The organism is Bradyrhizobium oligotrophicum (genome assembly GCF_051168495.1).
Taxonomy (GTDB): domain Bacteria; phylum Pseudomonadota; class Alphaproteobacteria; order Rhizobiales; family Xanthobacteraceae; genus Bradyrhizobium; species Bradyrhizobium oligotrophicum_A.
The window spans coordinates 38522-63991 of the sequence record NZ_JBNPVB010000001.1 but is presented as its reverse complement, the minus strand read 5'-3'; the positions used below and the strand labels follow the sequence as shown (position 1 = coordinate 63991).

The 25470-nt window shown below is 65.4% G+C and carries 29 protein-coding genes and 1 tRNA gene; 13 read left to right on the top strand and 17 right to left on the bottom strand.

The window, feature by feature from the left end; genetic code table 11:
* Positions 1 to 9: 9 nt before the first annotated feature.
* The 13 genes from ACQR1B_RS00340 to aroA all read right to left on the bottom strand — a co-directional run bounded on the left by ACQR1B_RS00340 (position 10) and on the right by aroA (position 12512).
* The gene (locus ACQR1B_RS00340) at positions 10 to 1353 is read right to left on the bottom strand and encodes a bifunctional folylpolyglutamate synthase/dihydrofolate synthase (protein ID WP_434832832.1); all 1344 of its coding nucleotides are present in this window, start codon (positions 1351 to 1353) and stop codon (positions 10 to 12) included.
* Positions 1350 to 2288, bottom strand: coding sequence for an acetyl-CoA carboxylase, carboxyltransferase subunit beta (accD, locus tag ACQR1B_RS00335; RefSeq protein WP_434832833.1), 939 nt, complete (start codon positions 2286 to 2288; stop codon positions 1350 to 1352). The genes ACQR1B_RS00340 and accD overlap by 4 nt, the downstream gene beginning before the upstream one ends.
* A gap of 93 nt (positions 2289 to 2381) precedes the next feature.
* Complete coding sequence (gene trpA / locus ACQR1B_RS00330; RefSeq protein ID WP_434832834.1) at positions 2382 to 3218, bottom strand: tryptophan synthase subunit alpha; 837 nt, start codon at positions 3216 to 3218, stop codon at positions 2382 to 2384.
* On the bottom strand, positions 3215 to 4438 hold the full coding sequence (gene trpB, locus ACQR1B_RS00325) for a tryptophan synthase subunit beta (protein WP_434832835.1): 1224 nt from the start codon (positions 4436 to 4438) through the stop codon (positions 3215 to 3217). Before trpB ends, trpA begins: the two co-directional genes overlap by 4 nt.
* The gene (locus ACQR1B_RS00320) at positions 4435 to 5094 is read right to left on the bottom strand and encodes a phosphoribosylanthranilate isomerase (RefSeq protein WP_434832836.1); all 660 of its coding nucleotides are present in this window, start codon (positions 5092 to 5094) and stop codon (positions 4435 to 4437) included. The genes trpB and ACQR1B_RS00320 overlap by 4 nt, the downstream gene beginning before the upstream one ends.
* 79 nt (positions 5095 to 5173) lie before the next feature.
* On the bottom strand, positions 5174 to 5566 hold the full coding sequence (locus ACQR1B_RS00315) for a DUF1049 domain-containing protein (protein WP_434832900.1): 393 nt from the start codon (positions 5564 to 5566) through the stop codon (positions 5174 to 5176).
* Between the two features lie 102 nt (positions 5567 to 5668).
* The gene (locus ACQR1B_RS00310) at positions 5669 to 5980 is read right to left on the bottom strand and encodes an integration host factor subunit beta (RefSeq protein ID WP_434832837.1); all 312 of its coding nucleotides are present in this window, start codon (positions 5978 to 5980) and stop codon (positions 5669 to 5671) included.
* Positions 5981 to 6150: 170 nt separating this feature from the next.
* Positions 6151 to 7131: a signal peptide peptidase SppA gene (gene sppA / locus ACQR1B_RS00305; RefSeq protein ID WP_434832838.1), complete on the bottom strand. Its 981-nt coding sequence runs from the start codon at positions 7129 to 7131 to the stop codon at positions 6151 to 6153.
* 427 nt (positions 7132 to 7558) lie between these two features.
* The gene (gene rpsA, locus ACQR1B_RS00300; protein WP_434832839.1) at positions 7559 to 9268 is read right to left on the bottom strand and encodes a 30S ribosomal protein S1; all 1710 of its coding nucleotides are present in this window, start codon (positions 9266 to 9268) and stop codon (positions 7559 to 7561) included.
* A 269-nt stretch (positions 9269 to 9537) separates the two neighbouring features.
* Positions 9538 to 10176, bottom strand: a complete 639-nt coding sequence (gene cmk, locus ACQR1B_RS00295) for a (d)CMP kinase (protein ID WP_434832840.1) — start codon at positions 10174 to 10176, stop codon at positions 9538 to 9540.
* The gene (locus ACQR1B_RS00290; RefSeq protein ID WP_434832841.1) at positions 10173 to 10520 is read right to left on the bottom strand and encodes a hypothetical protein; all 348 of its coding nucleotides are present in this window, start codon (positions 10518 to 10520) and stop codon (positions 10173 to 10175) included. The genes cmk and ACQR1B_RS00290 overlap by 4 nt, the downstream gene beginning before the upstream one ends.
* A 40-nt stretch (positions 10521 to 10560) precedes the next feature.
* Positions 10561 to 11166, bottom strand: a complete 606-nt coding sequence (locus ACQR1B_RS00285; protein WP_434832842.1) for a hypothetical protein — start codon at positions 11164 to 11166, stop codon at positions 10561 to 10563.
* A gap of 8 nt (positions 11167 to 11174) precedes the next feature.
* Positions 11175 to 12512, bottom strand: a complete 1338-nt coding sequence (gene aroA, locus ACQR1B_RS00280) for a 3-phosphoshikimate 1-carboxyvinyltransferase (protein WP_434832843.1) — start codon at positions 12510 to 12512, stop codon at positions 11175 to 11177.
* Between the two features lie 149 nt (positions 12513 to 12661).
* Between aroA and ACQR1B_RS00275 the strand changes: the two genes are divergently transcribed.
* From ACQR1B_RS00275 to ACQR1B_RS00265, 3 genes are all read left to right on the top strand, one after another.
* Positions 12662 to 13066, top strand: coding sequence for a TIGR02300 family protein (locus ACQR1B_RS00275; protein ID WP_011923370.1), 405 nt, complete (start codon positions 12662 to 12664; stop codon positions 13064 to 13066).
* Between the two features lie 81 nt (positions 13067 to 13147).
* A tRNA-Ala gene (locus ACQR1B_RS00270) sits at positions 13148 to 13223 on the top strand.
* A 404-nt stretch (positions 13224 to 13627) separates the two neighbouring features.
* Positions 13628 to 13864: a GIY-YIG nuclease family protein gene (locus tag ACQR1B_RS00265; protein WP_434832844.1), complete on the top strand. Its 237-nt coding sequence runs from the start codon at positions 13628 to 13630 to the stop codon at positions 13862 to 13864.
* A gap of 7 nt (positions 13865 to 13871) precedes the next feature.
* Here ACQR1B_RS00265 and ACQR1B_RS00260 read toward each other — a convergent pair whose 3' ends face one another.
* On the bottom strand, positions 13872 to 14333 hold the full coding sequence (locus tag ACQR1B_RS00260) for a MarR family winged helix-turn-helix transcriptional regulator (RefSeq protein ID WP_434832845.1): 462 nt from the start codon (positions 14331 to 14333) through the stop codon (positions 13872 to 13874).
* Positions 14334 to 14506: 173 nt separating this feature from the next.
* Here ACQR1B_RS00260 and ACQR1B_RS00255 point away from each other — a divergent pair, with 173 nt between their 5' ends.
* The 10 genes from ACQR1B_RS00255 to ACQR1B_RS00210 all read left to right on the top strand — a co-directional run bounded on the left by ACQR1B_RS00255 (position 14507) and on the right by ACQR1B_RS00210 (position 22271).
* Positions 14507 to 14932: an organic hydroperoxide resistance protein gene (locus ACQR1B_RS00255; protein ID WP_434832846.1), complete on the top strand. Its 426-nt coding sequence runs from the start codon at positions 14507 to 14509 to the stop codon at positions 14930 to 14932.
* A 120-nt stretch (positions 14933 to 15052) separates the two neighbouring features.
* Entirely contained in the window at positions 15053 to 16255 is a 1203-nt protein-coding gene (locus ACQR1B_RS00250) for a CaiB/BaiF CoA transferase family protein (protein WP_434832847.1), read from the top strand.
* Between the two features lie 186 nt (positions 16256 to 16441).
* Positions 16442 to 17758: a sn-glycerol-3-phosphate ABC transporter substrate-binding protein UgpB gene (gene ugpB, locus ACQR1B_RS00245; protein WP_434832848.1), complete on the top strand. Its 1317-nt coding sequence runs from the start codon at positions 16442 to 16444 to the stop codon at positions 17756 to 17758.
* Positions 17759 to 17828: 70 nt separating this feature from the next.
* Entirely contained in the window at positions 17829 to 18710 is an 882-nt protein-coding gene (gene ugpA / locus ACQR1B_RS00240) for a sn-glycerol-3-phosphate ABC transporter permease UgpA (RefSeq protein WP_434832849.1), read from the top strand.
* On the top strand, positions 18710 to 19558 hold the full coding sequence (ugpE, locus tag ACQR1B_RS00235; RefSeq protein WP_434832850.1) for a sn-glycerol-3-phosphate ABC transporter permease UgpE: 849 nt from the start codon (positions 18710 to 18712) through the stop codon (positions 19556 to 19558). Before ugpA ends, ugpE begins: the two co-directional genes overlap by 1 nt.
* Before the next feature lie 134 nt (positions 19559 to 19692).
* Positions 19693 to 20775 carry a sn-glycerol-3-phosphate import ATP-binding protein UgpC gene (locus ACQR1B_RS00230; protein ID WP_434832851.1) on the top strand — a complete coding sequence of 361 codons (1083 nt, stop codon included), beginning with the start codon at positions 19693 to 19695 and terminating at the stop codon, positions 20773 to 20775.
* Between the two features lie 133 nt (positions 20776 to 20908).
* Complete coding sequence (locus tag ACQR1B_RS00225; RefSeq protein WP_006613108.1) at positions 20909 to 21334, top strand: Hsp20 family protein; 426 nt, start codon at positions 20909 to 20911, stop codon at positions 21332 to 21334.
* Positions 21335 to 21393: 59 nt separating this feature from the next.
* Positions 21394 to 21657 carry a DUF1150 family protein gene (locus ACQR1B_RS00220; RefSeq protein WP_434832852.1) on the top strand — a complete coding sequence of 88 codons (264 nt, stop codon included), beginning with the start codon at positions 21394 to 21396 and terminating at the stop codon, positions 21655 to 21657.
* A 102-nt stretch (positions 21658 to 21759) separates the two neighbouring features.
* On the top strand, positions 21760 to 21951 hold the full coding sequence (locus tag ACQR1B_RS00215) for a hypothetical protein (protein WP_434832853.1): 192 nt from the start codon (positions 21760 to 21762) through the stop codon (positions 21949 to 21951).
* Positions 21948 to 22271 carry a GNAT family N-acetyltransferase gene (locus ACQR1B_RS00210; protein WP_434832854.1) on the top strand — a complete coding sequence of 108 codons (324 nt, stop codon included), beginning with the start codon at positions 21948 to 21950 and terminating at the stop codon, positions 22269 to 22271. Before ACQR1B_RS00215 ends, ACQR1B_RS00210 begins: the two co-directional genes overlap by 4 nt.
* A gap of 23 nt (positions 22272 to 22294) precedes the next feature.
* Here the strand turns inward: ACQR1B_RS00210 and ptsN are convergent, their stop codons facing one another.
* The 3 genes from ptsN to rpoN all read right to left on the bottom strand — a co-directional run bounded on the left by ptsN (position 22295) and on the right by rpoN (position 25405).
* Positions 22295 to 22756: a PTS IIA-like nitrogen regulatory protein PtsN gene (gene ptsN / locus ACQR1B_RS00205; protein ID WP_008962742.1), complete on the bottom strand. Its 462-nt coding sequence runs from the start codon at positions 22754 to 22756 to the stop codon at positions 22295 to 22297.
* A 336-nt stretch (positions 22757 to 23092) separates the two neighbouring features.
* On the bottom strand, positions 23093 to 23695 hold the full coding sequence (hpf, locus tag ACQR1B_RS00200; RefSeq protein WP_434832855.1) for a ribosome hibernation-promoting factor, HPF/YfiA family: 603 nt from the start codon (positions 23693 to 23695) through the stop codon (positions 23093 to 23095).
* 72 nt (positions 23696 to 23767) lie between these two features.
* Positions 23768 to 25405 (bottom strand): RNA polymerase factor sigma-54, encoded by a 1638-nt coding sequence (rpoN, locus tag ACQR1B_RS00195; protein ID WP_434832856.1) that lies wholly within the window; start codon positions 25403 to 25405, stop codon positions 23768 to 23770.
* Positions 25406 to 25470: the final 65 nt, after the last annotated feature.

The following is a 25470-nucleotide window of genomic DNA, read 5'->3' as shown; positions in this document are numbered from 1 at the left end:
GTGTTGTCCTCAGGTCGGCGGCGTGCCGTTGAGGTCGAGCACGTGCCCCGCAAGATAAAGCGACCCCGTGATCAGGATACGCGGCGGCACTTCATAGGCAAGCCGCGCGATGCCGGCGAGCGCGGACGCCACGCCATCGGCAATCTCGACGCGCATGCCGAGCGTGCGCGCAGCCGCTGCGAGATCGGCCGGCGCCGTCGCCTTGCTCTCGTTCGGAATCGGCACGACGATGATGTGGCGCGTCAGCCCGGCGAAGTTGGCGAGGAAGGCGGCGGCATCCTTGTTGCCCATCATGCCGACGATGACGACGAGCTGCCGCGAGAAACGCTCTTCGAGATCGCCGATCGCGGCGGCGACGACGCGGCCGCCTTCGGCATTATGACCGCCGTCGAGCCAGATCTCGGCGCCCTGCGGCGCGATCGCGGTCAATGCACCGTTCGATAGCCGCTGCATGCGCGCCGGCCATTCGGCGCCGACGATGCCGTCCTCGAACGCCTTGGTCGGGAGCTTGAACTGATCGAGCGCACGCAAGGTCGCGATCGCGAGGCCCGCATTGTCGAACTGATGTCGCCCGAACAGCTTTGGCGCCGGCAGATCCAGCAGACCGCGATCGTCCTGATAGACCAGCCGGTTGCGCTCGACACTGACGTGCCAGCTCTCGCCCCCGGCAAACAGCGGCGCACGCTGGCGCTTGGCCTCGCGCTCGATCACGGCCATCGCGTCCGACTCCTGCGCCGCCGAAATCACCGGACAGCCGCGCTTGATGATGGCAGCCTTCTCGGCTGCGATCAGCGCGCGCGTGTCGCCGAGGAATTCCATGTGGTCCATGCTGATCGGCGTCAGCACCGAGGCCGCGACCTGCTCGAGCACATTGGTCGAATCCAGCCGGCCGCCGAGCCCGACTTCGAGCAGCACGACGTCGGCAGGATGCCTGGCGAACAGCGCGAAGGCCGCGACGGTCTTGACCTCGAAGAAGGTGATCGGCGCGCCCGCGTTGATCCGCTCGCACTCCGAGAGCGCGGAGATCAGCTCATCGTCGTCGACCAGGACGCCGCCGCCGACCTTGCCGAGCCGATAGCTCTCGTTGATGCGCACCAGCCAGGGCGAGGTGAAGACATGGACGCGCAGGCCCGCCGCTTCGAGCATCGCGCGCAGATAGGCGACCGTGGAGCCCTTGCCGTTGGTGCCGGCGACATGGATCACCGGCGGCAGCTTGCGCTCGGGATGATCGAGCTGCGCCAGCAGCCGGTGCATGCGGTCGAGCCCGAGCGAGATCCTGCTTGGATGCAGCGCGGAGAGACGCGTGATCAGCTCGTCGAGCGCAGGCTTGGGCTGGGCGGCAGACGCGTTCACGCGCTCGTTGCGACCGCCGGCGCTTCCGCCGTTTCGGCGGACTTGGCCGGCGGCGGCAGCTGCGGCGCGGGCTTGGCATGTTCGACGGCCGGCGCCTTGGTCAGCAGGCGGCACAGCCGCGCCAGGGTCGGGCGCAGGTCATGGCGATGCACGACCATGTCGACCATGCCGTGATCGAGCAAATATTCGGCGCGCTGGAATCCCTCGGGCAGCTTTTCGCGGATGGTCTGTTCGATGACACGGGCGCCCGCGAAACCGATCAGCGCGCCGGGCTCGGCGATATGAACGTCGCCAAGCATCGCATAGGACGCGGTGACTCCGCCGGTGGTCGGATTGGTCTGCACGACGATGTAGGGGAGCTTGGCCTCGCGCAGCATCTGCACGGCCACCGTCGTGCGCGGCATCTGCATCAGCGACAGGATGCCCTCCTGCATGCGGGCGCCGCCGGAGGCCGCGAACACGATGAACGGCGAAGTCTTCTCGACCGCGAGCTCCAGCCCGCGCACGATCGCCTCGCCCGCGGCCATGCCGAGCGAGCCGCCCATGAAGTCGAAATCCTGCACGGCGATGACGACGCCCATGCCTTCGAGCTTGCCGAAGCCGACCTTGACCGCGTCATTCATGCCGGTCCGCGCCCGCGCATCCTTGATGCGGTCGGCGTAGCGGCGCTCGTCACGGAACTTCAGCGGGTCGGGCGTGACCTCGGGCAGCGCGACGTCGAACCACGTCTCATTGTCGAACATCGACTTCAGCCGCGCCGCCGCGCCCATGCGCATGTGATAGTTCGAGCCGGGGATGACGAACTGGTTGGCCTCGACGTCCTTGTAGAACACGAGCTGTCCAGAATCCGGGCACTTGATCCAGAGGTTCTCCGGCGTCTCGCGGCGCAGGATGTTGCGGATCTTCGGCCGGACCACGTTGGTAAGCCAGTTCATGAAAAGCTCCGTGTTGCGGTCGCCCGGTTATATGGCGGGACGGCAGCGCCGCGGCAAGCCGGCCGCGACGTTCATCGGCGATTGGTTGATGGTTTATTCCGCGGCCTGTTGCGCCCCGCGCACCCCCTGGGCCAGGGCCGCGGCCAGATCGGCGACCGCGCTGACGGTCTTGGCGGTCGCGCGCCCCTCGGCATCGAGGCTGGCGCGCAGCGCGTCGACCAGGGCGGTGCCGACCACGGCGCCATCGGCGTTGGCGGCGATCGCGCGGGCGGCTTCCGGTGTCCGGATGCCGAAGCCGACGCAAACCGGCAGTTCGGTATGGCGCTTGATGCGGGCCACGGCGGCACCCACGGCGGACGAATCCGCGGCCGCAGCGCCGGTGATGCCGGTGATCGAGACGTAATAGACGAAGCCGGAGGTGTTCGCGAGCACCGCCGGCAACCGCTTGTCATCGGTGGTCGGCGTCGCCAGCCGGATGAAATTGAGCCCGGCCTTCAGCGCCGGAATACACAGCTCGGTGTCCTCCTCCGGCGGCAGGTCGACGATGATCAGGCCATCCACGCCGGCCGTCTTGGCGTCGTCGAGGAACGTATCGACGCCGTAGATGTAGATCGGGTTGTAGTAGCCCATCAGCACGATCGGTGTCGCCGCGTCGCTCTCACGGAAGCTGCGCACCAGCTGCAAGGTCTTCTTCAAGGTCATGCCGGCCTTGAGCGCGCGCAGGCCCGCCGCCTGGATCGACGGTCCGTCGGCCATCGGATCGGTGAACGGCATGCCGATTTCGATGATGTCGGCGCCCGCCTGCGGCAGCGCCTTGACGATCGCGAGCGAGGTCTCGGCGTCGGGATCGCCGGCCATCACGAACGTGACGAACGCCGAGCGGCCTTCGGTCTTCAACTGCGCGAAACGCGCATCCATCCGGCTGGTCACTGTGCTCTTGCCCTTCCTCGCAGGATGTCACCGACCTGCGGCACGTCCTTGTCGCCGCGGCCGGACATGTTGACCACCATCAGATGATCCCTCGGCTTCTTGGGCGCGAGCTCCATCACCTTGGCGATCGCATGCGCGGGCTCCAGCGCGGGAATGATGCCTTCGAGCCGTGACAGCAGCTGGAACGCAGCCAGCGCTTCCTCGTCGGTCGCCGACAGATAGTTCACGCGGCCGACGTCGTGCAGCCAGGAGTGCTCCGGTCCGATGCCGGGATAGTCGAGGCCGGCGGAGATCGAATGCGCCTCGTCGATCTGGCCATCCTCGTTCATCAGCAGATAGGTGCGGTTGCCGTGCAGCACGCCGGGACGGCCGCCGGCGATCGAGGCCGCATGCAGCTGCGTGAGACCATGGCCCGCGGCCTCGACGCCATAGATCTCCACTGTGGGATCATCCAGGAACGGATGGAACAGGCCCATCGCATTGGAGCCGCCGCCGATGCAGGCGATCAGCGAATCCGGCAGGCGGCCTTCGGCCTCCTGCATCTGCGTGCGAGTCTCGCTGCCGATCACCGACTGGAAGTCGCGGACCATCATCGGATAGGGGTGCGGGCCGGCGACGGTGCCGATGCAGTAGAACGTATTGTGGACGTTGGTGACCCAGTCACGCAGCGCCTCGTTCATGGCGTCCTTGAGCGTCTTCGCTCCCGACTGTACTGGCACCACCTTGGCGCCGAGCATCTCCATGCGGATCACGTTGGGCTGCTGCCGCTCGACGTCGACGGCGCCCATGTAGACGACGCAGTCGAGCCCGAACCGCGCACACAGCGTGGCGGTGGCGACACCGTGCTGACCGGCGCCGGTCTCGGCGATGATGCGCTTCTTGCCCATGCGGCGCGCGACCATGATCTGGCCGAGCACGTTGTTGACCTTGTGCGAGCCGGTGTGATTGAGCTCCTCGCGCTTGAAGTAGATCTTGGCGCCGCCGAGATGCTCGGTCAGGCGCTCCGCGTAGTACAGCGGCGAGGGCCGGCCGACATAGTGTTTGAGGTAGCCGGTCATCTCGGCGTGGAACGCCGGGTCGGCTTTGGCCTCCGCATAGGCCTTTTCCAGATCGAGAATCAGCGGCATCAGCGTTTCGGCGACGAAGCGGCCGCCGAAGATGCCGAAATGGCCGCGATCATCCGGACCGCTGCGGAAGGAATTGGGAATGGCTGTGGTCATTGGACGCTCAACTCTTCAGCGGCGCGCGCCGCACGAATGAAATCCCGGATCAGGTCGCAATCCTTCACACCCGACGCCCGTTCGACGCCGGATGACACGTCGACACCGCCGGCACGCGTGATCCGCACGGCCTCGGTGACGTTGTCCGCGCTCAAGCCACCCGAGACCATGAACGGACGATCGAGATTCACGCTCTGGAGCAGATGCCAGTCGAAGGTCGCGCCGAGGCCCCCGGGGCGGGTCGCGTCCTTTGGCGCGCGCGCGTCGAACAGGATACGGTCGCAGACATCGGCGTAGCCCGCCAGCGGCGCGAGGTCAGCAGCCGTCTCGACCGGGATCGCCTTCATGACCGGCAGGCCGAAGCGCTGCTTGAGGTCACGGATGCGCGCGACGCTTTCGCGGCCGTGGAGCTGGAGCAGGTCCGGACGCAGGGTCTCGACGATGTTCTCGATCGTCGGATCGTCGGCATCCACGGTCAGCGCCACCTTGAGCGCGCGGCCCTTCGCGTCGCGGCCGAGCGCTCGGGCATCGGTCAGGCTGACGTGGCGCGGGGACGGCGGAAAGAACACGAATCCCACCATGTCGGCGCCCGCGTCGAGCGCCGCAGCAAGGGTGTCGGGCGTGGTCAGGCCGCAGATTTTGACGAGCAGGGACATCGGTAGAAACGCACGTCCGGACGGAAAGGATCACCAGAGACCGACGGCGTCGCAAGCGCCGTTCGGCCTTGCGCGCCTTCTACAACGCGGCGCCCTGCTTGTCTCGCCCATAAGGGGCGAAAAGCCGGGCCGGTGCGGCCGGAACCAGGGATTGTGCCGAGCCTTGGTTCGCACGCGCGGCGGCGCTGAGCTGGGCCACCTGTGCCCGAGCCGCTTCGGCGTCCGCCAGGTTGCGGCGGGCGGCGCGGCGCCAGCGGCGCTGGCCGATCCAGGTGGCGCAGCCGCCGGCGATGACGCCCAGGATCGCCACCGCGATGATCAACGCGAACAGCGGGACAGTGACGGCCAGCGCCGGATCGGTCGCATTGAACGGATCAAATGATACGGTAACGAAATGCCGGTTGGCGACTGCGAACACGACGAACAGCAGCAACAGCGGAACAACGATCACGATGGTGAGGAATTTTCGCATGCGCTCGCTCGTATCGGTCAGGCCGGTCCGCCCCGAAATCAGCCCCGTGAAATCAGCCCCTGACATCACCTTGGGCAAGCTGTACGTCCGGGGCGAGACGCGTCACTCGTCCGCGTCGCCAGCGCCATCGGGATGGTCCCGATTCAGCCGCTCGCGCATTTCCTTGCCCGTCTTGAAGAACGGCACGGACTTCTGGTCCACGGGAACGTGAGCGCCGGTCCGCGGATTGCGACCGGCGCGCGCCGGCCGATGCTTGACCGAGAACGCTCCGAACCCGCGTAGCTCGACGCGATCGCCGCGCGCGAGCGCGGCCACGATCTCGTCGAGGATCGCATTGACGATGTTCTCGACATCCCGCTGGTAGAGATGCGGGTTGTGCTCGGCGATACGCTGAACAAGCTCGGATTTGATCATCGAGAAAATGTACCCGGGGAGACGGGTCCCATTTCCGTGAAAATATGCTGGACTGTCAAGACGCTAAATCATTCATCGGGCCCGTGAATCGGCTTGCGGGCCCCGATGTCGGACCACGCGACGGCACACGCTTGGCGAGAACATCGGTCTGACGATTGTTTTGGCGGGTTTCAATTCCCCGTTGCGGGCTGCCAGAGCGCCAGCATGCCGTCGAGTCCGATCCGATCGACCGCCTGAACGACGCCGGTGCGCTCGATCTGGCGCGCGATCCCGGACAGGCCGACGGCATCGAGCGCCATCGAGGTAGCCGTCCGCAGGAACGTGAGATCACCAAACCGCGGCACCAGCTTGTAGTCGCGCACCGGCAGGTCCTTCTTCACGCCCTTGTTGGCCACGAGCCAGGCGACCGCCGCCTTCTCGTCGCCGAGCTCATCGATCAATTTCAGCTCGACCGCCTGCCGACCGGTGAAGACGCGGCCATCGGCGACCTTTTCCAGCAGCGCATCATCCATGCCGCGACGGTTCTTCACGAGACCGCGGAACCAAGCATAGGAGTCCTTCACCAGGTCGTCGAGTGCAGCGCGCGCCTCCGGGCTGGTCGGCTCATAGCCGTTGGGTGCGGCCTTGAGCGGTGAGGACTTCACCTCCTCGACCTTGACGCCGATCGTCTTCAAAAGCTCGCTGACATTGGGATACTGGAACAGCACGCCGATCGAGCCCACCAGCGAGCTCTGCTGGGCGACGATGTGGTCGGCGGCGATCGCGCCGATGTAGCCGCCGGAGGCCGCCAGCCCTTCGACCACCACGACCAGCGGCTTCTTCGCCTTCAGCCGCACCAGCGAATCGTAGAGCTGCTCGGAGCCTGCGGTGGTGCCGCCAGGCGAGTTGATGTGCACGATCACGGCCTCGGCCGACGAGTTCTCCAGCCGCTCCAGCGCCTCGACGCGCTCCTGGTCGCTGCGGATCAGGCCCTCGATGTTGACGCGCGCGATCGAGCCTGAGGTCGAGAGCGCGGTGCGCCCCTGCGGCGACATCGCAAGACCGACCACGGACAACGCGGCGATCGCAACCAGCACCGCCACGACACGCCAGAACGTCAGCTTGCGGCGCAGCCTGCGGCGATCGACGATCACATCCGAATCAAGCGACATGGACAGCTCCTGGAGGTCTCGGCGCGTTTTGCATCCGCAGCCTGAATATCTCGTTATCCGATTACATCAATCGTGGCGTAATTTGAAGAAAGGAACGCTTCGCCGCGCGGGGGGCTGAGGACTGTTGGGCTCGGCCCAGGCCGGAGCGCTCCCGCATGACGATCGGGAGTTTTGCTCTCATCTCCCTCCGCGTCGTCATGGCCGGGCTCGTCCCGGCCATCAACGTCGTTCGGCGCACTGGGAACGACGTGGATGCCCGGGACAAGCCCGGGCATGACGGAGCAACTAAGCTGCAGGTTCGTTCGCCGCGATAGCTCTGGATCTGCATATTCGACAGGCAGGCGCGGGGCGGGTCCAAATGCCCCGCCGCACGAAAAAAGCCCCGGCCGAAGCCGGGGCTTTGATCTCGTCGCGCGATTTCGAAGGCTTACTTCGAATCGCGGTTCTTGAGCGCGGTACCGAGAATGTCGCCCAGCGTCGCGCCCGAATCGGACGAACCGTACTGCGCGATGGCTTCCTTCTCTTCCGCGACTTCCAGCGCCTTGATCGACACCTGGACCTTGCGGGCCTTCTTGTCGAACTGGATCACGCGGGCATCGACCTTCTCACCGACGGCGAACCGCTCGGTGCGCTGGTCGTTGCGATCGCGCGCCAGCTCGGAGCGCTTGATGAAGGTCGAGAAGTCGGTGCCGACGATCTTGACGTCGATGCCGCCGTCCTTGACGTCGAGCACTTCGCAGGTGACGACCGCACCCTTCTTGACATCGCCCGGCTCGGCGAAGGGATCGCCTTCGAGCTGCTTGATGCCGAGCGAGATCCGCTCCTTCTCCACGTCGACGTCGAGCACCACGGCCTTGACCATGTCGCCCTTCTTGTAGTTGTCGATGACCTGCTCGCCCGGCTGCTTCCAGTCGAGATCCGACAGATGGACCATGCCGTCGACGTCGCCTTCGAGGCCCAGGAACAGGCCGAACTCGGTCTTGTTCTTGACCTCGCCCTCGACGGTCGAACCCGTCGGATGCTTCTCGACGAAGACCTCCCACGGATTGCGCATGGTCTGCTTGAGACCGAGCGAGATGCGGCGCTTGACCGAATCGACTTCGAGCACCTGCACTTCGACCTCCTGCGAGGTCGACACGATCTTGCCGGGGTGCATGTTCTTCTTGGTCCACGACATCTCGGAGACGTGGATCAGGCCTTCGATGCCCGGCTCGAGCTCGACGAACGCGCCGTAGTCGGTGATGTTGGTGACGCGGCCATGGAAGCGGGCCTGCAGCGGGTACTTCGCCTCGATGCCCTGCCACGGATCGTCGAGCAGCTGCTTCATGCCGAGCGAGATGCGGTGCGTCTCGTGGTTGATCTTGATGATCTTGACCTTGACCGTCTGACCGATGCTGAGCACCTCGGTCGGATGGTTGACACGCCGCCAGGCGATATCGGTGACGTGCAGCAGGCCGTCGATGCCGCCGAGGTCGACGAACGCACCGTAATCGGTGATGTTCTTGACGACGCCGTCGATGACCTGACCCTCTTCGAGGTTCTGCACCAGCTCCTGGCGCTGCTCGGCGCGGGTCTCTTCCAGCACGGTGCGGCGCGACACGACGATGTTGCCGCGGCGACGGTCCATCTTGAGGATCTGGAACGGCTGCGAGTTGTTCATCAGCGGCGCGACGTCGCGGATCGGACGGATGTCGACCTGCGAGCGCGGCAGGAAGGCCACGGCACCGTCGAGGTCGACGGTGAAGCCGCCCTTGACCTGGTTGAAGATGACGCCGTTGACCTTCTCGTTGTTCTGGAACGCCTTCTCGAGCTTGCCCCAGCTCTCTTCGCGGCGGGCCTTGTCGCGCGACAGCACGGCTTCGCCGAGCGCGTTCTCGATGCGGTCGAGGAACACTTCGACCTCGTCGCCGACCTTCAGCTCGCTGTCGCGGCCGGGACCGGAAAATTCACGCAGCGCCACGCGGCCTTCGGTCTTCAGGCCGACGTCGATGACGGCCATGTCCTTCTCGATCGCGACGACCTTGCCCTTGACGACGGAGCTTTCCTGAAGATTGCCCTTCGTGAAGGACTCGTCCAGCATCGCGGCAAAATCATCGCGGCTGGGATTGTAGGAATTAGCAGACGTACTCGAAGCCATTGGTTCTCCAGATGCGGACATTCTCGCCAGCGTGGGGTTGATCGGCGCATCGGATGAACAGTGCCTGGAGGTCCACAAATCCCCAGACGTCCACGTTGTCAGCGCGAAAAGCGCAAACGACGCGGGCCGGCAATGCCTGCACATGCGACACGTGTGACGTGCGTAACGTAGGAATCTTCGTCCGGCTGATCGGACCCGATTGGACTGCAATCGAGCTATCGACGGTCAAGGGCGGGAGCGGGCGGTTCCTCCAATGACGCCAGCGGAAATCAAACCCGCTGACGGCCCGCTCGAACGGCCTCGACGATGTCGATGGCGGCCCGGACGCCGCCCTCTATATCCAAATGGGAGTTATCAAGCAAGTAAGCATCCGCTGCTTGTTTTAAAGGAGCAACGGGGCGGTTCTGGTCGCGCTCGTCGCGCGCCAGGATGTCGGCCAGAATGGTCGCCTCATCGGCCGGCTCGCCCCGGGACCGCGCCTCCAGCGTGCGGCGATGCGCCCGGATCTTGGGGTCGGCGACCACGTAGATCTTCACCTCGGCGTCCGGGCAGATCACGGTTCCGATGTCACGGCCGTCGAGCACGGCCCCTGGCGGCTGGCTGGCGAACTGCCGCTGGAAGGCCAGCAGCGCCTCGCGCACTTTGGGCAGCGCCGAGACCACGGAGGCGGCCGAGCCGACCTCGTGGGACCTGAACGCGGGGTTGTCGAAGGTCGAGGGATCCAGCGTCATGGCGACCTCGGCCGCCCGCGCCTCATCCGTGAGATCGAGACCAGCCGTCAGCAGCGCATGCGCCACCGCGCGGTAGATCACGCCCGTATCCAGGTGCCTGAGGCCATAATGCGCCGCGAGGCGCTTGGCCATGGTGCCCTTGCCCGAGGCAGCCGGGCCGTCGATGGCGATGATCATGCTGAGTGTTGTCCTGAAGTCTCGCGCGCCCGCCGCAGCGGCCGCTCGTCGGTAAAGATGTTGCGGGAGGCGAACTCTCCCGGGCTGGCGAAGGTCAAATACTCGCGCAGGGCCGGGGACGTCGAACTGGTCGTGAACCAGGGGTCCTTCAAACGCCGCGCCGGGCCACCGGTCCAGGGCGGCACCCGGCCAAGGCGGCGCTGCTTGGCGAGATACTCGGCGATGGCGCCAGCGAGGGCATCGGTCCGGAGATCGCCGGTCAGGACGGGTTCGGCCTCAATGGCTGCATAACGTGCCTCGTCGGAGGGAGCGAGATCGAACGTATCCACGAACTCGGCGAGCATGATCTCCCGCGATTCGCCCCGCGCTATCCGGGCAACGGCCTCAGCGAGGGTATTTGGGCGCATCGACGGCTCCCTCTGGGTTCATGTGCTTCAGCAGAAAGCGTTGCTTCTCCGCCGCGGCCGCACTCTTCGGAAAATATCTCGCAAGGAGCGCGACGGCTGCATCCGCATCGGTGATTCCAACGACCTTCATGAGGTTGAGGATGTCGAGCCGCTCGGCCTCGCCGCGCGCGGGGTCAAGGACCCTGACCGCCTTGAGCTTCAACGCTAGCATATACTCGGCCGAGGGTACGGAGACCACCAGTCCCGGCGGCGAGCCGTCTCGCGGGAAAGTGCCGAACTCCAGGTGGTCGGCCGCCTGATCCGCCAGCGGGCTGAGGTGGAAGGCGACGCCATCATTGAACCAGTCGTCTGACCAGCCATTTTGCTGGGCGATGTCGTGAAGCGTCGCCGTCAGCCAGGCAGGGAGCGGACTCGGCAGCTCCGAGACGTCGACGTCTTCCGTTGCGAAGCGAAAGTTGCTCGCCAGCATCAAGGCTGATCCGCCGTAAACCGCGATCTGCAGTTTGGCCCCGGCCAGGGCCGCCGCCCGTCCGATCGCGTCGAAGGCCGCCAGCAGCGCGTCGCGGTCAAAGGCGGAGGCCATGGTGCTCCTTAAGCGAAATCCGCCCCCGCCTTGCACATCAGCGGGATGAAGTCGGGGAAGCTGGTGGCGATGAAGGCGGTGTCGTCGACGGTCACCGGCTTGTCGGAAGCCAACCCCATGACCAGGGCGGACATCGCGATGCGGTGGTCCATGTGGGTGGCGACGAGGCCGCCGCCCGGGACGTGGCCGCGGCCCTCGACGATCAGGTCGTCACCGGTGATCTCGACCTTGACGCCGTTGACGCGCAGCATCGCAGCGGTCGCTTCCAGCCGGTCGGATTCCTTGACGCGCAGCTCGTGCAGGCCGCGCATGACCGTGGTACCCTCGGCATAGGCGGCGGCGACGGCGAGGACGAGATATTCGTCGATCATCGACGGCGCCCGCTCCGGCGGCACCACCACGCCCTTGAGCTTCGAGGCGCGCACGCGCAGGCGGGCCATCGGCTCGCCGGCATCGCCGCGGACGTCGTCCTCCTCGATCGAGGCGCCCATCTCGCGCAAAGTCGTGAACAGGCCGGTGCGCAGCGGATTTGTCATGACATCCGACAGCACGAGGTCCGAGCCTTCGACGATCAGGGCGGCGACCAGGGGGAAGGCCGCCGAGGACGGGTCGGCCGGCACGATCACCGGCGCGCCCCGCAGCTCGGGCTGCCCGGCCAGCGCGATACGCCGGCCGTGGCTGCCTTCCGGCGTGGTGACGATCTCTGCGCCGAAATGCTTGAGCATCAGCTCGGTATGGTCGCGGCTCGCCTCCTGCTCGATCACGGTGGTCACGCCGGGCGCAGCGAGGCCGGCCAGCAGCACGGCCGACTTGATCTGCGCCGAGGCGACCGGCGTGCGGTACTCGATCGGAACCGGATTGATGGCGCCCTGGAGGGTTAACGGAAGCTTGCCGCCCTCGGCGCTGGCGGTCACCTTGGCGCCCATCAGCGCCAAGGGATCGAGGATGCGGCGCATCGGCCGGCTGCGCAGCGAGGCGTCGCCGTCGAACACCGCCGAGATCGGACAGCCGGCGACGGCGCCCATCACCAACCGGCAGCCGGTGCCGGAGTTGCCGAAATCGAGCGTCGCAGCGGGCTGAGCGAAGCCGCCGACACCGACGCCGTTCACCGTCCAGGCGAATTCACCGGTGCGTTCGACCTTGGCGCCGAGGGTGCGCATCGATTTGGCGGTGTTGAGGACGTCCTCGCCCTCGAGCAGGCCGGAAATCCGGGTCTCGCCGACCGAGAGCGCCCCCAGGATCAGCGCACGGTGCGAGATCGACTTGTCGCCGGGCACGCGAATCGTGCCCGAGAGCGGCCCGGAGGCACGGGATTCGAGTGGGGTCGGGGCGGCTGACGTGCTCACGGCGGGATCCTCGGGTTTCGAACGCGGCAGGTATCACAGCGCCCCGCGGCCGTCACGGCCGCGATGTCCGGTTGAAAGCGCTATTGACAGCGGCGCGGCAACTAGCCAAGTGAGACACCGCTTTTCAGACATTGCCAGGACGCCTGCACGTGGCCAAATCCGAGCTCGGAACCAAACGCATTTGCCCGACCACGGGCAAAAAGTTCTACGACCTCAACAAGAACCCGGTGATCTCGCCCTACACCGGCGAGGTCGTGCCGATCGCCCCGGTGGCGCCCACCCGCGCGATGCGCGGCGAGGCGGCGCGCGCCGCCGCGCAGGAGACCGTGAACGAGCCGGCCGAGGCCGAGGAGTTGGTGTCGCTCGAGGAGGCCGATGCCGAGGAGAACTCCGGCAAGGTCAAGGCCGTCGTTCCGGAGTCCGAGGACGACATCGAGATCGACGAGACGCTCGACGACGACGAGGATGACGACTCGACCTTCATCGCCGACGAGGAAGAAGGCGACGAAGATGTCACAGACATCATCGGCGATGTCGGCGGCGACGAAGAATAATCGTCGAAGCCACTTGAGATCAGCCGCGAACTGTGGTTCACGGTGCTCCCCGGCGGTCGCCCAGACCGCCGGTTCGGTTCAGGGGCCATAGCTCAGCTGGGAGAGCGCTTGCATGGCATGCAAGAGGTCGGCGGTTCGATCCCGCCTGGCTCCACCAGCCTTCGCTCGCTTCGCGAGCTTCGGCTCGGCAAGCCACCCAAAACTCTCAAATGAAGCGAAGCGAGCGAAGGCTGTCGCGCCGTAGCCTGGACGCCGAAGCCCACTTGGGCGCAGGCGGGAAGGCGAAGGCGGACCTGGCTCAGCAGAAGAATGTCCCTCCGTTGCTTCGCGAGCTTCGGCTCGGCAAGCCACCCAAAACTCTCAAATGAAGCGAAGCGAGCAAAGGCTGTCGCGCCGTAGCCTGGACGCCGGAGCCTACTTGGGCGCAGGCGGGAAGGCGAAGGCGGACCTCTCACCCGTGATGAAGCGACCTTCTCCGCACTGCTCGTTCTGCTGAAGCTGTGGACGCCGCGCGCTACGGCCTGCCACACTCGACCCGCAAACGGTCGGGGGCGGCCTGCGATGAAGTTCGTCTACATTCTCGAGAGTCTCGACGGCGGGCATTTCTACGCCGGCATCACGGACGACGTCCCTGCACGTGTCACCAAACATAATGCCGGCGAAGTCCCGCATACGTCCAAGTTTCGGCCGTGGCGACTGAAGACCTATGTCGCCTTCAACGACACGAAGCAGGCGTTCGCGTTCGAACGATACCTCAAATCCGGCTCAGGCCGCGCCTTCGCGAAAAAGCGCCTTTAGACCAGCCTCACCCCTCCACCGCCGCCTCCAGCCGCTCCCTTAAGCGCACCAGCTTGCCGTGCAGGTCCGCCAGCTCCGCGATCGAGCAGCCCGTTGCGTCGAGGATCGCCGGCGGCACGATGGCGCGGGCGTTGTCCCGCAACGCCGCCCCCTGCCCTGTGAGCGTGACCAGCACCTGGCGCTCGTCCTCGGTTGATCGGGTCCGCGTCAGCAGCTGCAACGCCTCCATGCGCTTGAGCAGCGGAGTCAGCGTGCCTGAATCAAGAAACAGCCGCTCGCCGATTTCCTTGACCGACAGACCGTCGCGCTCCCACAGCACCAGCATCACCAGATATTGCGGATAGGTCAGGCCGAGCCGGTCGAGCAGCGGCTTGTAGACGCGGTTGAAGGCGTGCGCGGTCGAGTAGACCGCGAAGCAGAGCTGGCTGCCGAGCTGCAACGGCACGTCGGGGTTCGTCTTCTTGGGCATTGTCACACCAGGGACGGGGCATCAGGCGCATCTTGGGAGCCGCCGAGAGATTTCGGCAACGGCCTGGACGCGCTGATCACGAATTTTCTACCGAGCAATCATATTGTACGCAATCGAATTGTGTGCAATATGCGTCTCACTGAATTCCACTCCACCCAACCCGGGAGACACCCATGTCCGTGAACGTGCTCTACAAGACCAGCGCCAAGGCCACCGGCGGTCGCGACGGCGAGGCGGCCACCCTCGACGGCTCGCTGAGCGTCAAGCTCGCCACCCCGAAGGAGCTCGGCGGCGGCGGCGGCGCCGGCAACAATCCGGAGCAGCTGTTCGCGGCCGGCTACGCTGCCTGCTTCCTCGGCGCGATGAAGTTCGTCGGCTCGCAGGGCGGGCCGAAGGTCCCTGCTGACACGGCCGTGACGTCAACGGTCGGCATCGGCCCGCGTTCCGAAGGCGGCTTCGGCATCACCGTCGAGCTCGCGGTGTCGCTGCCGGGCCTCGCCAAGGCCGACGCCGAGGCGCTGGTCGCCAAGGCCCACGAGGTCTGCCCCTACTCCAACGCCACCCGCGGCAATGTCGACGTCAAGCTGACCGTCGTCTGAGCTCCAATTCCGCCATGCGGCAGGACGGCCTCCGTCGTCCTGTTGCATGGCAGCCCCCGTTTGCGCCGGCGCCACGGCAATGCTTAATGACCGCGAGTTGAAGCAACCTCGCGACATTCCATGACACCTCCCTTTGCTCCCGGCGCCATGGCCGGCCTGCGCGTGATCGATCTGACGCGCGTGCTCGGCGGCCCCTATTGCACGCAGATCCTGGCCGATCACGGCGCCGACGTGATCAAGGTCGAGCCGCCGGCCGGCGACGAGGTCCGCGACTGGGGCCCTCCCTTCCACGACGAGGACGCCGCCTATTTCGTCGGGATCAACCGCAACAAGCGCTCGATCGGCCTCGACCTCGCCTCCGAAGGCGGGCGCGTCGTGCTGTTGAAGATGCTCGAGACCGCCGACGTGCTGATCGAGAACTTCAAGCCGGGGACGCTGGAGAAGTGGGGCATCGGCAGCGACACGCTGCGCGACAAGTTTCCGCGGCTCGTGCACTGCCGCATCTGCGGCTTCGGCGCCGACGGCCCGCGCGGCGGCAATCCCGGCTATGACGCGATCATCCAGGCCATGACCGGCATGATCGCCGCGACCGGCTCACCCGAAAGCGGGCCGATGCGGATCGGCGTGCCACTGGTCGACATCACCACTGGCCTCTACGCCGCCATTGGTATCCTGATGGCGCTGTCGGAACGGCAGCGCTCCGGCATCGGCCAGTTCCTCGAAGTCACGCTGTACGAGACCGGCCTTGCGATCATGCATCCGCACGCCGCGAACTACTTCATGCACGGCAAGCCGCCGTCGCTGACCGGCAACGAGCATCCCAACCTCGTGCCCTACGCGATCTTTCCGACCAGGACCGATGACATCTTCATCGGCGTCGGCAATGACGGCACCTTCCGCAAGCTCGCACGCGAGATCGGCCGTCCCGAGCTCGGCACCGATCCGCGCTTTGCGCGCAACCGGGACCGCGTCGCCAACCGCGAGGCGCTGCGCGCCGAGCTCGCCGCCGTGTTCAGCCAGTTCGAGGCCGAGCCGCTGTGCGACCGGCTGCTGGCCGCCGGCCTGCCGGCAGGCCCGGTGCAGAAGATCGACCAGGCGCTGACCAGTCCGCACACCATCCATCGCGGCGATATCATCGAGAAGGACTGGTACAAGGGCGTAGCCTCGCCGATCCGACTGGACCGCACCAAGCCGAGCCTGCGCTCGACGCCACCGACGTTCAGCCAGCATGCCCAGGAGGTGCTGAACGAGTTCGGCTACACCTCCGAGGAGATCGCGGCGCTGCTGGCCGCCGGAACCGTCTGCGCCGACCGCAAGCGCTGACGCAATGCCCGCGATCCGTCGCCGCGTCGCACCACGACGGTGCGGCGGATCGAAGCGGTCTGCCTCGTTGGCGCGTGCGGACTGCGCATGGCTTTCGCTTGCGGTATCAGCGGTCTATACATTCACATAACTGTCATCTGGCGCTGTTAGGGCCGCAACGATGACGTTCACGGGAGGATTTTTTTGATGTCACTTCGACAATTCGCTGCGGCCGCTGCGCTTGCAGCCACCTTTGGTTTTGCAATTTCGCCCGCGCACGCGGTGACTGAAATTCAGTGGTGGCACGCCATGACCGGCGGCAACAACGATATCGTCAACAAGCTCGCCGAGGATTTCAACGCGTCGCAGAGCGACTACAAGGTCGTGCCGACCTTCAAGGGCGCCTATCCCGATACGATGAATGCCGGCATCGCGGCGTTCCGCGCCGGCAGCGCGCCGCACATCCTGCAGGTGTTCGAGGTCGGCACCGCGACGATGATGAGCGCCAAGGGCGCGATCAAGCCGGTCTATGAGCTGATGAAGGACGCCGGCGAGCCGTTCGACCCGAAGGCCTATCTGCCGGCCATCACCGGCTACTACTCGACCTCCAAAGGCGACATGCTGTCGTTCCCGTTCAACTCCTCATCCATGGTGATGTGGATCAACAAGGACGAGTTGAAGAAGGCCGGAATTGCCGAGATCCCGAAGACCTGGCCCGCGGTGTTCGAGGCCGCCAAGAAGCTGAAGGCGGCCGGACACGAAACCTGCGGCTTCTCGAACGCCTGGGCGACCTGGGCGCATATCGAGCAGTTCTCCGCTTGGCACAACGTGCCGATCGGCACCAAGGCCAACGGCCTCGACGGCTTCGACACCGTGCTCGAGTTCAACTCGCCGCTCGCCGTCAAGCACCTGCAGAACCTGATCGACCTGCAGAAGGACAAGACCTACGACTATTCCGGCCGCGGCAATCAGAGCGAAAGCCGGTTCGGCTCGGGCGAATGCGCGATCTTCCTGACTTCGTCCGGCTACTACGCCACCGCCAAGAGCACCGCCAAGTTCGACTTCACCTCGGCGCCGATGCCCTATTATCCCGACGTCCAGGGCGCACCGCAGAACTCGATCATCGGCGGCGCCTCGCTGTGGGTGATCGGCGGCAAGACCGCCGACGAGTACAAGGGCGTCGCCAAGTTCTTCACTTTCCTGTCGGACACCAACCGCCAGGCCAAGCTGCACCAGGAATCCGGCTATCTGCCGATCACCAAGGCGGCCTATGAGAAGACCAAGGCCGACGGCTTCTACGAGAAGAACCCCACCCTGGAGACGCCGCTGAAGGAGCTCACCAACAAGGAGCCGACCGAGAATTCGCGCGGCCTGCGCTTCGGCAACATGGTTCAGATGCGCGACATCTGGGCCGAGGAGATCGAGGCGGCGCTGGCCGGCAAGAAGGCTGCCAAGGACGCGCTGGATTCGGCCGTCTCGCGCGGCAATGCGATGTTGCGCACTTTCGAGAAAACGGCCAAGTAAGGTCGTCCCCCTAAGGCTTCCCCTCCGCTGGGAGGGGAAGCCTCGCCTCAGTCCCTCCCGCGGCGCATCCATGGAAAAGTCGGTCGTCTTCAACGGCAAGCTGTTGCCTTACCTGCTGCTGGCGCCGCAGCTCGCGATCACGCTGATCTTCTTCTACTGGCCGGCCAGCCAAGCGATCTGGCAATCCTTCCTGCGTGAGGACGCCTTCGGCCTCAATTCGGAATTCGTCGGGCTCGAGAACTACCAGTCGCTGTTCGCCCAGCCGGAATATTACACCGCGATCGGCACCACGGTGGTGTTCTCGTCGCTGGTGGCCGTGCTGTCGCTCAGTGTCGCGCTGCTGTTCGCCACCCAGGCCGACAAGAACCTGAAGGGCGCCGCGACCTACAAGACGCTGATGATCTGGCCCTATGCGGTGGCGCCCGCGGTTGCCGGCGTGCTGTGGTTCTTCATCTTTCATCCGACGCTCGGCACCTTGGCGCGCCCGCTGCGCATCATGGGCTTCGACTGGAATCCGATGCTCAACGGCACGCATGCCATGATCCTGGTGGTGATGGCCGCGGTGTGGAAGCAGGTCGCCTACAACTTCCTGTTCTTTCTCGCCGGCCTGCAGGCGATCCCGAAAAGCGTGATCGAGGCCGGCGCGATCGACGGCGCCGGTCCGCTGCGGCGGTTCTGGACCATCATCTTCCCGCTGCTGTCGCCAACCACGTTCTTCCTGCTGGTGGTCAACATCGTCTACGTGTTCTTCGAGACCTTCGGCATCATCGATGCCGTCACTTCGGGTGGGCCCGCCGGCTCGACCACGACCATGGTCTACAAGGTGTTCGCCGACGGCCGCCTCGGCGGCGATCTCGGCGGCTCGGCCGCACAGTCCGTGGTGCTGATGGTGATCGTGATCGCGCTGACCGCCGTCCAATTCCGCTACGTCGAGCGCAAGGTGCAGTACTGATGGTCGAGCATCGCCCGCTCCGGGATCTCGTCGCCTACATCGTGCTGTCGCTCGGCGTCGTGATCTTCGCCTTCCCGGTCTACGTCGCCTTCATCGCCTCCACCTATGACGCGGCGACCGTGGTCAGCGGCAATCTGCCGCTCGTGCCCGGTGGCCGCATGCTGGAGAACTATTATCGCGCGGTGTTCGTCGGCGGTTCGCGCTTCATGAACCAGCCGGTCGGCTTGCTGCTCCTCAACTCCTTCGTCATGGCGATCGGGATCGCCGTCGGCAAGATCTTCATCTCGATCCTGTCGGCGTTCGCCATCGTCTATTTCCGCTTTCCGTTCCGCAAGACCGCGTTCTGGATCATCTTCATCACCCTGATGCTGCCGGTCGAGGTGCGCATCTATCCCACCTACAAGATCGTCGCCGATCTGCGCATGCTCGACACCTATGCCGGCCTGATCCTGCCGCTGATCGCATCCGCCACCGGAACCTTGCTGTTCCGTCAGTTTTTCATGACCGTCCCGGACGAACTGCTGGAAGCCTCGCGCATCGACGGCGCCGGCCCGTTGCGCTTCTTCTGGGACACGCTGCTGCCGCTGTCGATGACGACGGTCGCGGCGCTGTTCGTGATCCAGTTCATCTATGGCTGGAATCAGTATCTCTGGCCGCTGCTGATCACCACCAAGGATTCGATGCAGACCATCGTGATCGGCATCAAGAAGATGCTGTCGACGACGGACGAACTCGCCGAATGGCAGCTCGCGATGGCGACCGCCGTCCTGGCGATGCTGCCGCCGGTCGCAGTCGTCATCTTCATGCAGCGCCTGTTCGTGAAGGGTCTCGTGGAGACGGAAAAGTGAGGGAGGCGAATAGGGAGTGGCGAATGGCGAATAGGGGTCGGAGCATGACGATCCATTCGCCTTCCTTATTCGCTACTCCCTATTCGCTATTCGCCAGCAATCGCTCGCCATCCACTCATCACCGGTAACCGCCAATGGCCAACGTCACGCTCCGCAACGTCCGCAAGGTCTATCCCGGCGGTTTCGAGGCCATCAAAGGCATCGATATCGAGGTCGGCGACGGCCAGTTCTGCGTGCTCGTCGGTCCCTCGGGCTGCGGCAAATCCACCCTGCTGCGCATGGTCGCCGGGCTGGAGACGATCTCGTCGGGCGAGATCGACATCGGCGGCCGCATCGTCAACGCCATCGAACCCGCCGATCGCGACATCGCGATGGTGTTCCAGAACTACGCGCTCTACCCGCATATGAGCGTCTACGACAACATGGCCTACGGGCTGCGGAACCGCCGCGTACCCGAGGCCGAGATCAAGACGCGCGTCGAGGATGCCGCTGGAATCCTCGAACTCGGCACCATGCTGCAGCGGAAGCCGCGCCAGCTCTCCGGCGGCCAGCGCCAGCGCGTCGCGATGGGCCGCGCCATCGTGCGCAAGCCGAAAGTGTTCCTGTTCGACGAGCCGCTGTCCAACCTCGACGCCAAGCTGCGCATTGCGATGCGGGTCGAGATCCGCAAGCTGCAGCGCCGGCTCGACACCACCGCGATCTACGTCACCCACGACCAGCTCGAAGCGATGACGCTCGCCGACATCCTGGTGGTGATGAATGGCGGCCGGGTGGAGCAGATCGGCAATCCGCTCGAGATCTATCAGAAGCCGGCGACGACGTTCGTGGCGTCGTTCATCGGCGCGCCGCCGATGAACCTGATGCCGGTCGATACGGTGCGCCCGCAGCTCCTTGGCGCGGACGCGGTTCCGGCGGAGGCCGGCCAGCTCGGCATCCGCCCGGAGGATTTCGAACTCGGCGACACCGTGCCGGCCGGCGGGGTCGGTCTCGACCTGCGAATCGATGCGATCGAGCACGTCGGCGCCGAGACCTATGTCTACGGCGCCCGCCAGGACGACCTGGGCCACAATGACAGCCTGGCCGCCACCGCGAACGACGTCATCGTTCGGCTGCCGGGCACCGCGGCGCCCGCGATCGGCACGCGGATTCGTGCGGTCGCGCCGCGAGCCAAGCTGCATCTGTTCTCGGCCGATGGCCGGCAACGCCTGACCGTTTAAGCCCTTCCACAGACAAGGTGTTCCCGCGCGACGGGGTGCTTGAACGCTCCCCGGATCGTGCCCATATTGCTGCTCAAGGGGTGCCGACAGGGCCCTGAAACGTCAAAGTCGCTTCGAGAGGACTTTGTAAACCATGTCTCGTGTTCCTTCGCTCTCCAGCCCGTTCCTATTGGGCTTCGACGAGATCGAGCGTGTGCTCGACCGCGTGGTCAAAGGTGCCGACGGATATCCGCCGTACAATATCGAGCGGTTCGAACGCACCAATGGCCAGCCCGAGCGTCTGCGGATCACGCTGGCGGTGGCGGGTTTCACCCGCGACCAACTCGATGTCACCATTGAGGAAAACCAGCTCGTCATTCGCGGCCGGCAGCAGGACGACAAGACCCGGCAGTACATTCATCGCGGCATCGCCGCCCGCCACTTCCAGCGCACCTTCGTGCTGGCGGAGGGAATGCACGTGTTGGGAGCGGATCTGAAGAACGGATTGTTGTCGGTCGATCTGGCCAGGCCGGAGCCTGAGCGGATCGTTAAGACAATAGCGATCAATGAACACGAATAATGGATCGAATGGAACGAGTAGCGGACTCGACCGCTTGAGTCTCAGAAGGAGTCGAGACCATGACTGAGGGTAATGTTGCGTTTGAATCCAGCGTCTCCCCGGAGTCGCTGGCCACGTTGGGCGAAGGTCACATCGCCTATGTGAAGCAGATCCGCTCCGAAGACGTGCCGGGCCTGTTTCCGCAGGCACCGCACATCGCGCCGGGATTGAAGCTGTTCGCTCTGCATGCCGCCGACGGCACGCCGATCATGCTCACCGACAGCCGTGAAGCCGCCATCGCCAATGCGTGGAGCCACGAGCTGCAGGCGGTAAGCGTGCACTGAGCCGAACGGCTCGCAGCCGCCAGCGTCGGCTTGCGATGGTAGAGAACATCTGCGATAGGCGGGCCGTCCCTCGAAAGAGGGGCGGCTTTTTGTTGAAAGACCATGCACGAGCCCATTCGTGACCTGACATCTGCCGGACTGGCCGCCGACCGGTCACTGATGGCGGCTGTGCTCGCGCTCAACAACGCGCATGCGGCCGATCTGTCCTTGCTGAGCGATCGGAGCCTGGCCGATCTGATCGGCATGGCGTGGCGGGGCGGGCATGGTGCATCGGCCGTGCCGATGCCGTCATGATCGCGCTGGACCACAGCGCGACCTACGGCAGTCCGAACCACCGCTGGTTTTGCGACCGTTACGATCGCTTCGTCTATGTCGATCGCATCGTGGTGGCGCCGGCCGCCCGCGGCCAGGGTTGCGCCCGCCGGCTGTACGAACGACTGATTCGGGAGGCCGCCGCAGCAGGCCACGACCGCATCACCTGCGAGGTCAATCAGGATCCGCCGAATCCGGAGTCGGACGCGTTTCATGCCGCGCTCGGCTTTGCGCCGTTGGCAACGGCCAGCATCCATGGCGGCGCCAGGGTCGTGCGCTACATGACCCGCTCGGTGCCGTAGCAAAAAGTGTTCGAATTCATCGCTCAGGCCGCCGAGGCCGGCGGCAGCGCCAGCACCGAATAGATCGCCTGGGCGTCGCGGGAGGCCCGCAGCTTTTTGGCGACGTCCTGGTCGCGCAGCAGGCGCGCGATGCGCGCCAGGGCCTTGAGATGATCGGCGCCGGCGCCTTCGGGCGCCAGCAGCAGGAACACGAGATCGACCGGCTGGCCATCCATGGCCTCGAAATCGATCGGCCGTTCCAGCCGGGCGAACAGGCCGAACAGCTTTTCCAGCTTTGGCAGCTTGCCATGCGGAATAGCCACGCCGTAGCCGACGGCGGTGGTTCCGAGCTTCTCCCGCTGCAGCAGGACCTCGAACACGTTGCGCTCGTTCTGGCCGGTCAGCGCGGCGGCACGCGCCGCGAGTTCCTGCAGTGCCTGCTTCTTGCTGATGACCTTCAAAGCCGGCAGGATCGCCTCGGGTGCGACCAGATCGGTAATCGGCATAGGGCGTTCCGAGGTGATTGAACCGTCAGTGTGCGAAATAGGTCGGGACAGACCGGCGTCAAGAAGCTGAGGCGGCAGGCGGGCTTAACCCTTGTCCAATGCGAGGGGCTTCTACCCCAACGCAGCGGCGGTGCCAACTCCCGCAAGCATGTTCCCACGGCCTATCCTAAAGATCGCGCGAGCATGGCAGCCTGAAGGCGCCCGGCTCCGGCGCCGTGATCGCATCTTTCCATGGCCATGGCGTGACGCTGCATCGCCATGGCAACCGGCTGATCAGGAACGTATTTCCGGCCTTCCCGCCGGGCGGCGACGGCGCCGTGAGACGTCTCCGTGAGACTACGGCGTCACCGTGGGTGGATCGACCCAGCCGATGTTGCCGTCGGCACGGCGGTAGATGATGTTCACACGGCCGCTCGAGCCATGCTGAAAAACCATGCAGGGTGCGCCGGAGAGGTCGAGTTCCAGAACCGCTTCTGACACCGATAGCCGCTTCAGGGCCGTCGTTGCCTCGGCGATGATGACGGGACTGTAGCCGGTGATCTCCTCGTCGCCTTCGGCCGGCGCTTCGATCACATAGCTCGGTGCATCCAGCACTGCGCCGTCGAGACTGGCGAGCGCCGCGGTGGCCGCATGGGATTTACGGGCCGAGCGATCCTTCAGCCGGCTCTTGTAGCGGCGCAGCCGCTTTTCGATCATCAGCAGCGCCTGGTCGGCACTGGCATACGCGTCCGGCGCGCTCGATTCGGCTTCGAGCGTGATGCCCGAATCTAGGTGCAGTGCGCAATCGGTCTTGAACCCGAAGCCGTCCTTGGAGAGCGTGACGTGGCCGGAATAGTTCCCGTCGAAATATTTGCGCAGCACCTCGTCGGTGCGTTCGCTGACGCGCCCGCGCAGCGCCTCGCTGACGCTGATGCTCTTTCCGGAAATCCGCAGGGTCATGTGCCGCCTCGATTCATGTGAACCGATGATGACACTAAGCCTATTTGGTTAAGGCGCAATCTTGCGGCGCGGTCAAACTGACGCGGTATCCCGGGTGCGGTCGGTGCCGGCGGGCGCCGACATGGCATGCGCCAGCATGCTCTGCTTGTCGCGGCGGCGCTGCACCGACGACGGGATCCGCATCGCCTCCCGGTATTTCGCGACCGTGCGGCGGGCGATGTCGATCCCGGCCGCGCGCAGCTTCTCGACGATGGTGTCGTCGGAAAGAATCGCGGACGGATCTTCCGCATCGATCAGCTGCTTGATGTGGTGGCGCACCGCTTCGGCCGAATGCGCCTCGCCGCCGTCGGCCGAGGCGATCGAGGCAGTGAAGAAGTATTTCAGCTCGAACGTGCCGCGATTGGTCGCCATGTATTTGTTGGCGGTGACGCGCGATACCGTCGATTCGTGCATCTGGATCGCATCCGCAACCGCCTTCAGATTGAGCGGCCGCAGATGCGCGACACCATGAGTGAAGAAGCCGTCCTGCTGGCGCACGATCTCGGTCGCGACCTTCAGGATCGTGCGCGCGCGCTGATCGAGCGCGCGCACCAGCCACGTCGCGTTCTGCAGGCAGTCGGTGAAGTAGGACTTGTCGCCGTCCTTGCGGATCGTCTTCGACAGCTCGGAATAATAGACCTGGTTCACCAGGACGCGCGGCAGCGTGTCGCTGTTGAGTTCGACCAGCCAGCCGCCATCGGGACCCGGGCGCACATAGACGTCCGGCACCATGGTCTGCGTGCGCGTGGTGCCGAACTTCAGGCCCGGCTTCGGATCGAGCCGCCTGATCTCGCCGATCATGTCGACGAGGTCCTCGTCGTCGACGCCGCACAGCTTGCGCAAGCTTCCGAAGTCGCGCTTGGCGAGGAGATCGAGATGCTCGATCAGCGCCTGCATCGCCGGATCGTAACGGTCGAGCTCGCGCAGCTGGATCGCCAGACATTCGCTCAGATTGCGCGCGCAGATGCCGGGCGGATCGAACGTCTGCAGCACGCCCAGCACCGCGTCGACGTCGGCCTGTTCGGCCCCGAGCCGCTCGGCCGCCTGGCCGAGATCGGCCGGCAGATAGCCGGCATCGTCGACCAGATCGATCAGGTACTGGCCGATCATGCGATCGGCCGGCGCGGTGAAGGCCACCGCCGCCTGCTCGGCCAGATGGTCCGACAGCGTGGTTTCGGCGGCGACGAAAGCCTCCAGATTGTAGTCCTCGTCGCCGGACGCGCCGCCGCCCCATTCGGTGTAGGTCGTGGGCGCCGCGTCCTGCGCGGTGCGCGCCGCGGCTTCGGCCGGCTCCTCGGAGAACACGTTGTCGAGCCCGGTGTCGAGCGTCTGTTCGATCTCCGTACGGGTGCCGAGATCGCGGCTCATCCAGTCTTCGGGCGCGCTCTCATAGCTCTCGCCAGTGCTGCCGCCGCCCTCGCCGAAATCGTCGCCACCGGCCTCGCCACCTTCCGGGAATTCGGCGCGCTCGGACATCTGCTGCTCGCCGGCGACCGGAGCCTCGGGACCATCGCTGGCGCGCTCGAGCAGCGGGTTGCGCTCCAGCTCCTCTTCGACGAACGTGGAGAGGTCGAGATTGGACAGCTGCAGCAGCTTGATCGCCTGCATCAGCTGCGGCGTCATCACCAGCGACTGTGACTGACGGAATTCTAGTCTCTGCGTCAACGCCATGGGAGCAAGAACATTCCCTTACTGGTCCATTTCTTGCTTATCCTAATCTGCGCGCGATGTACACG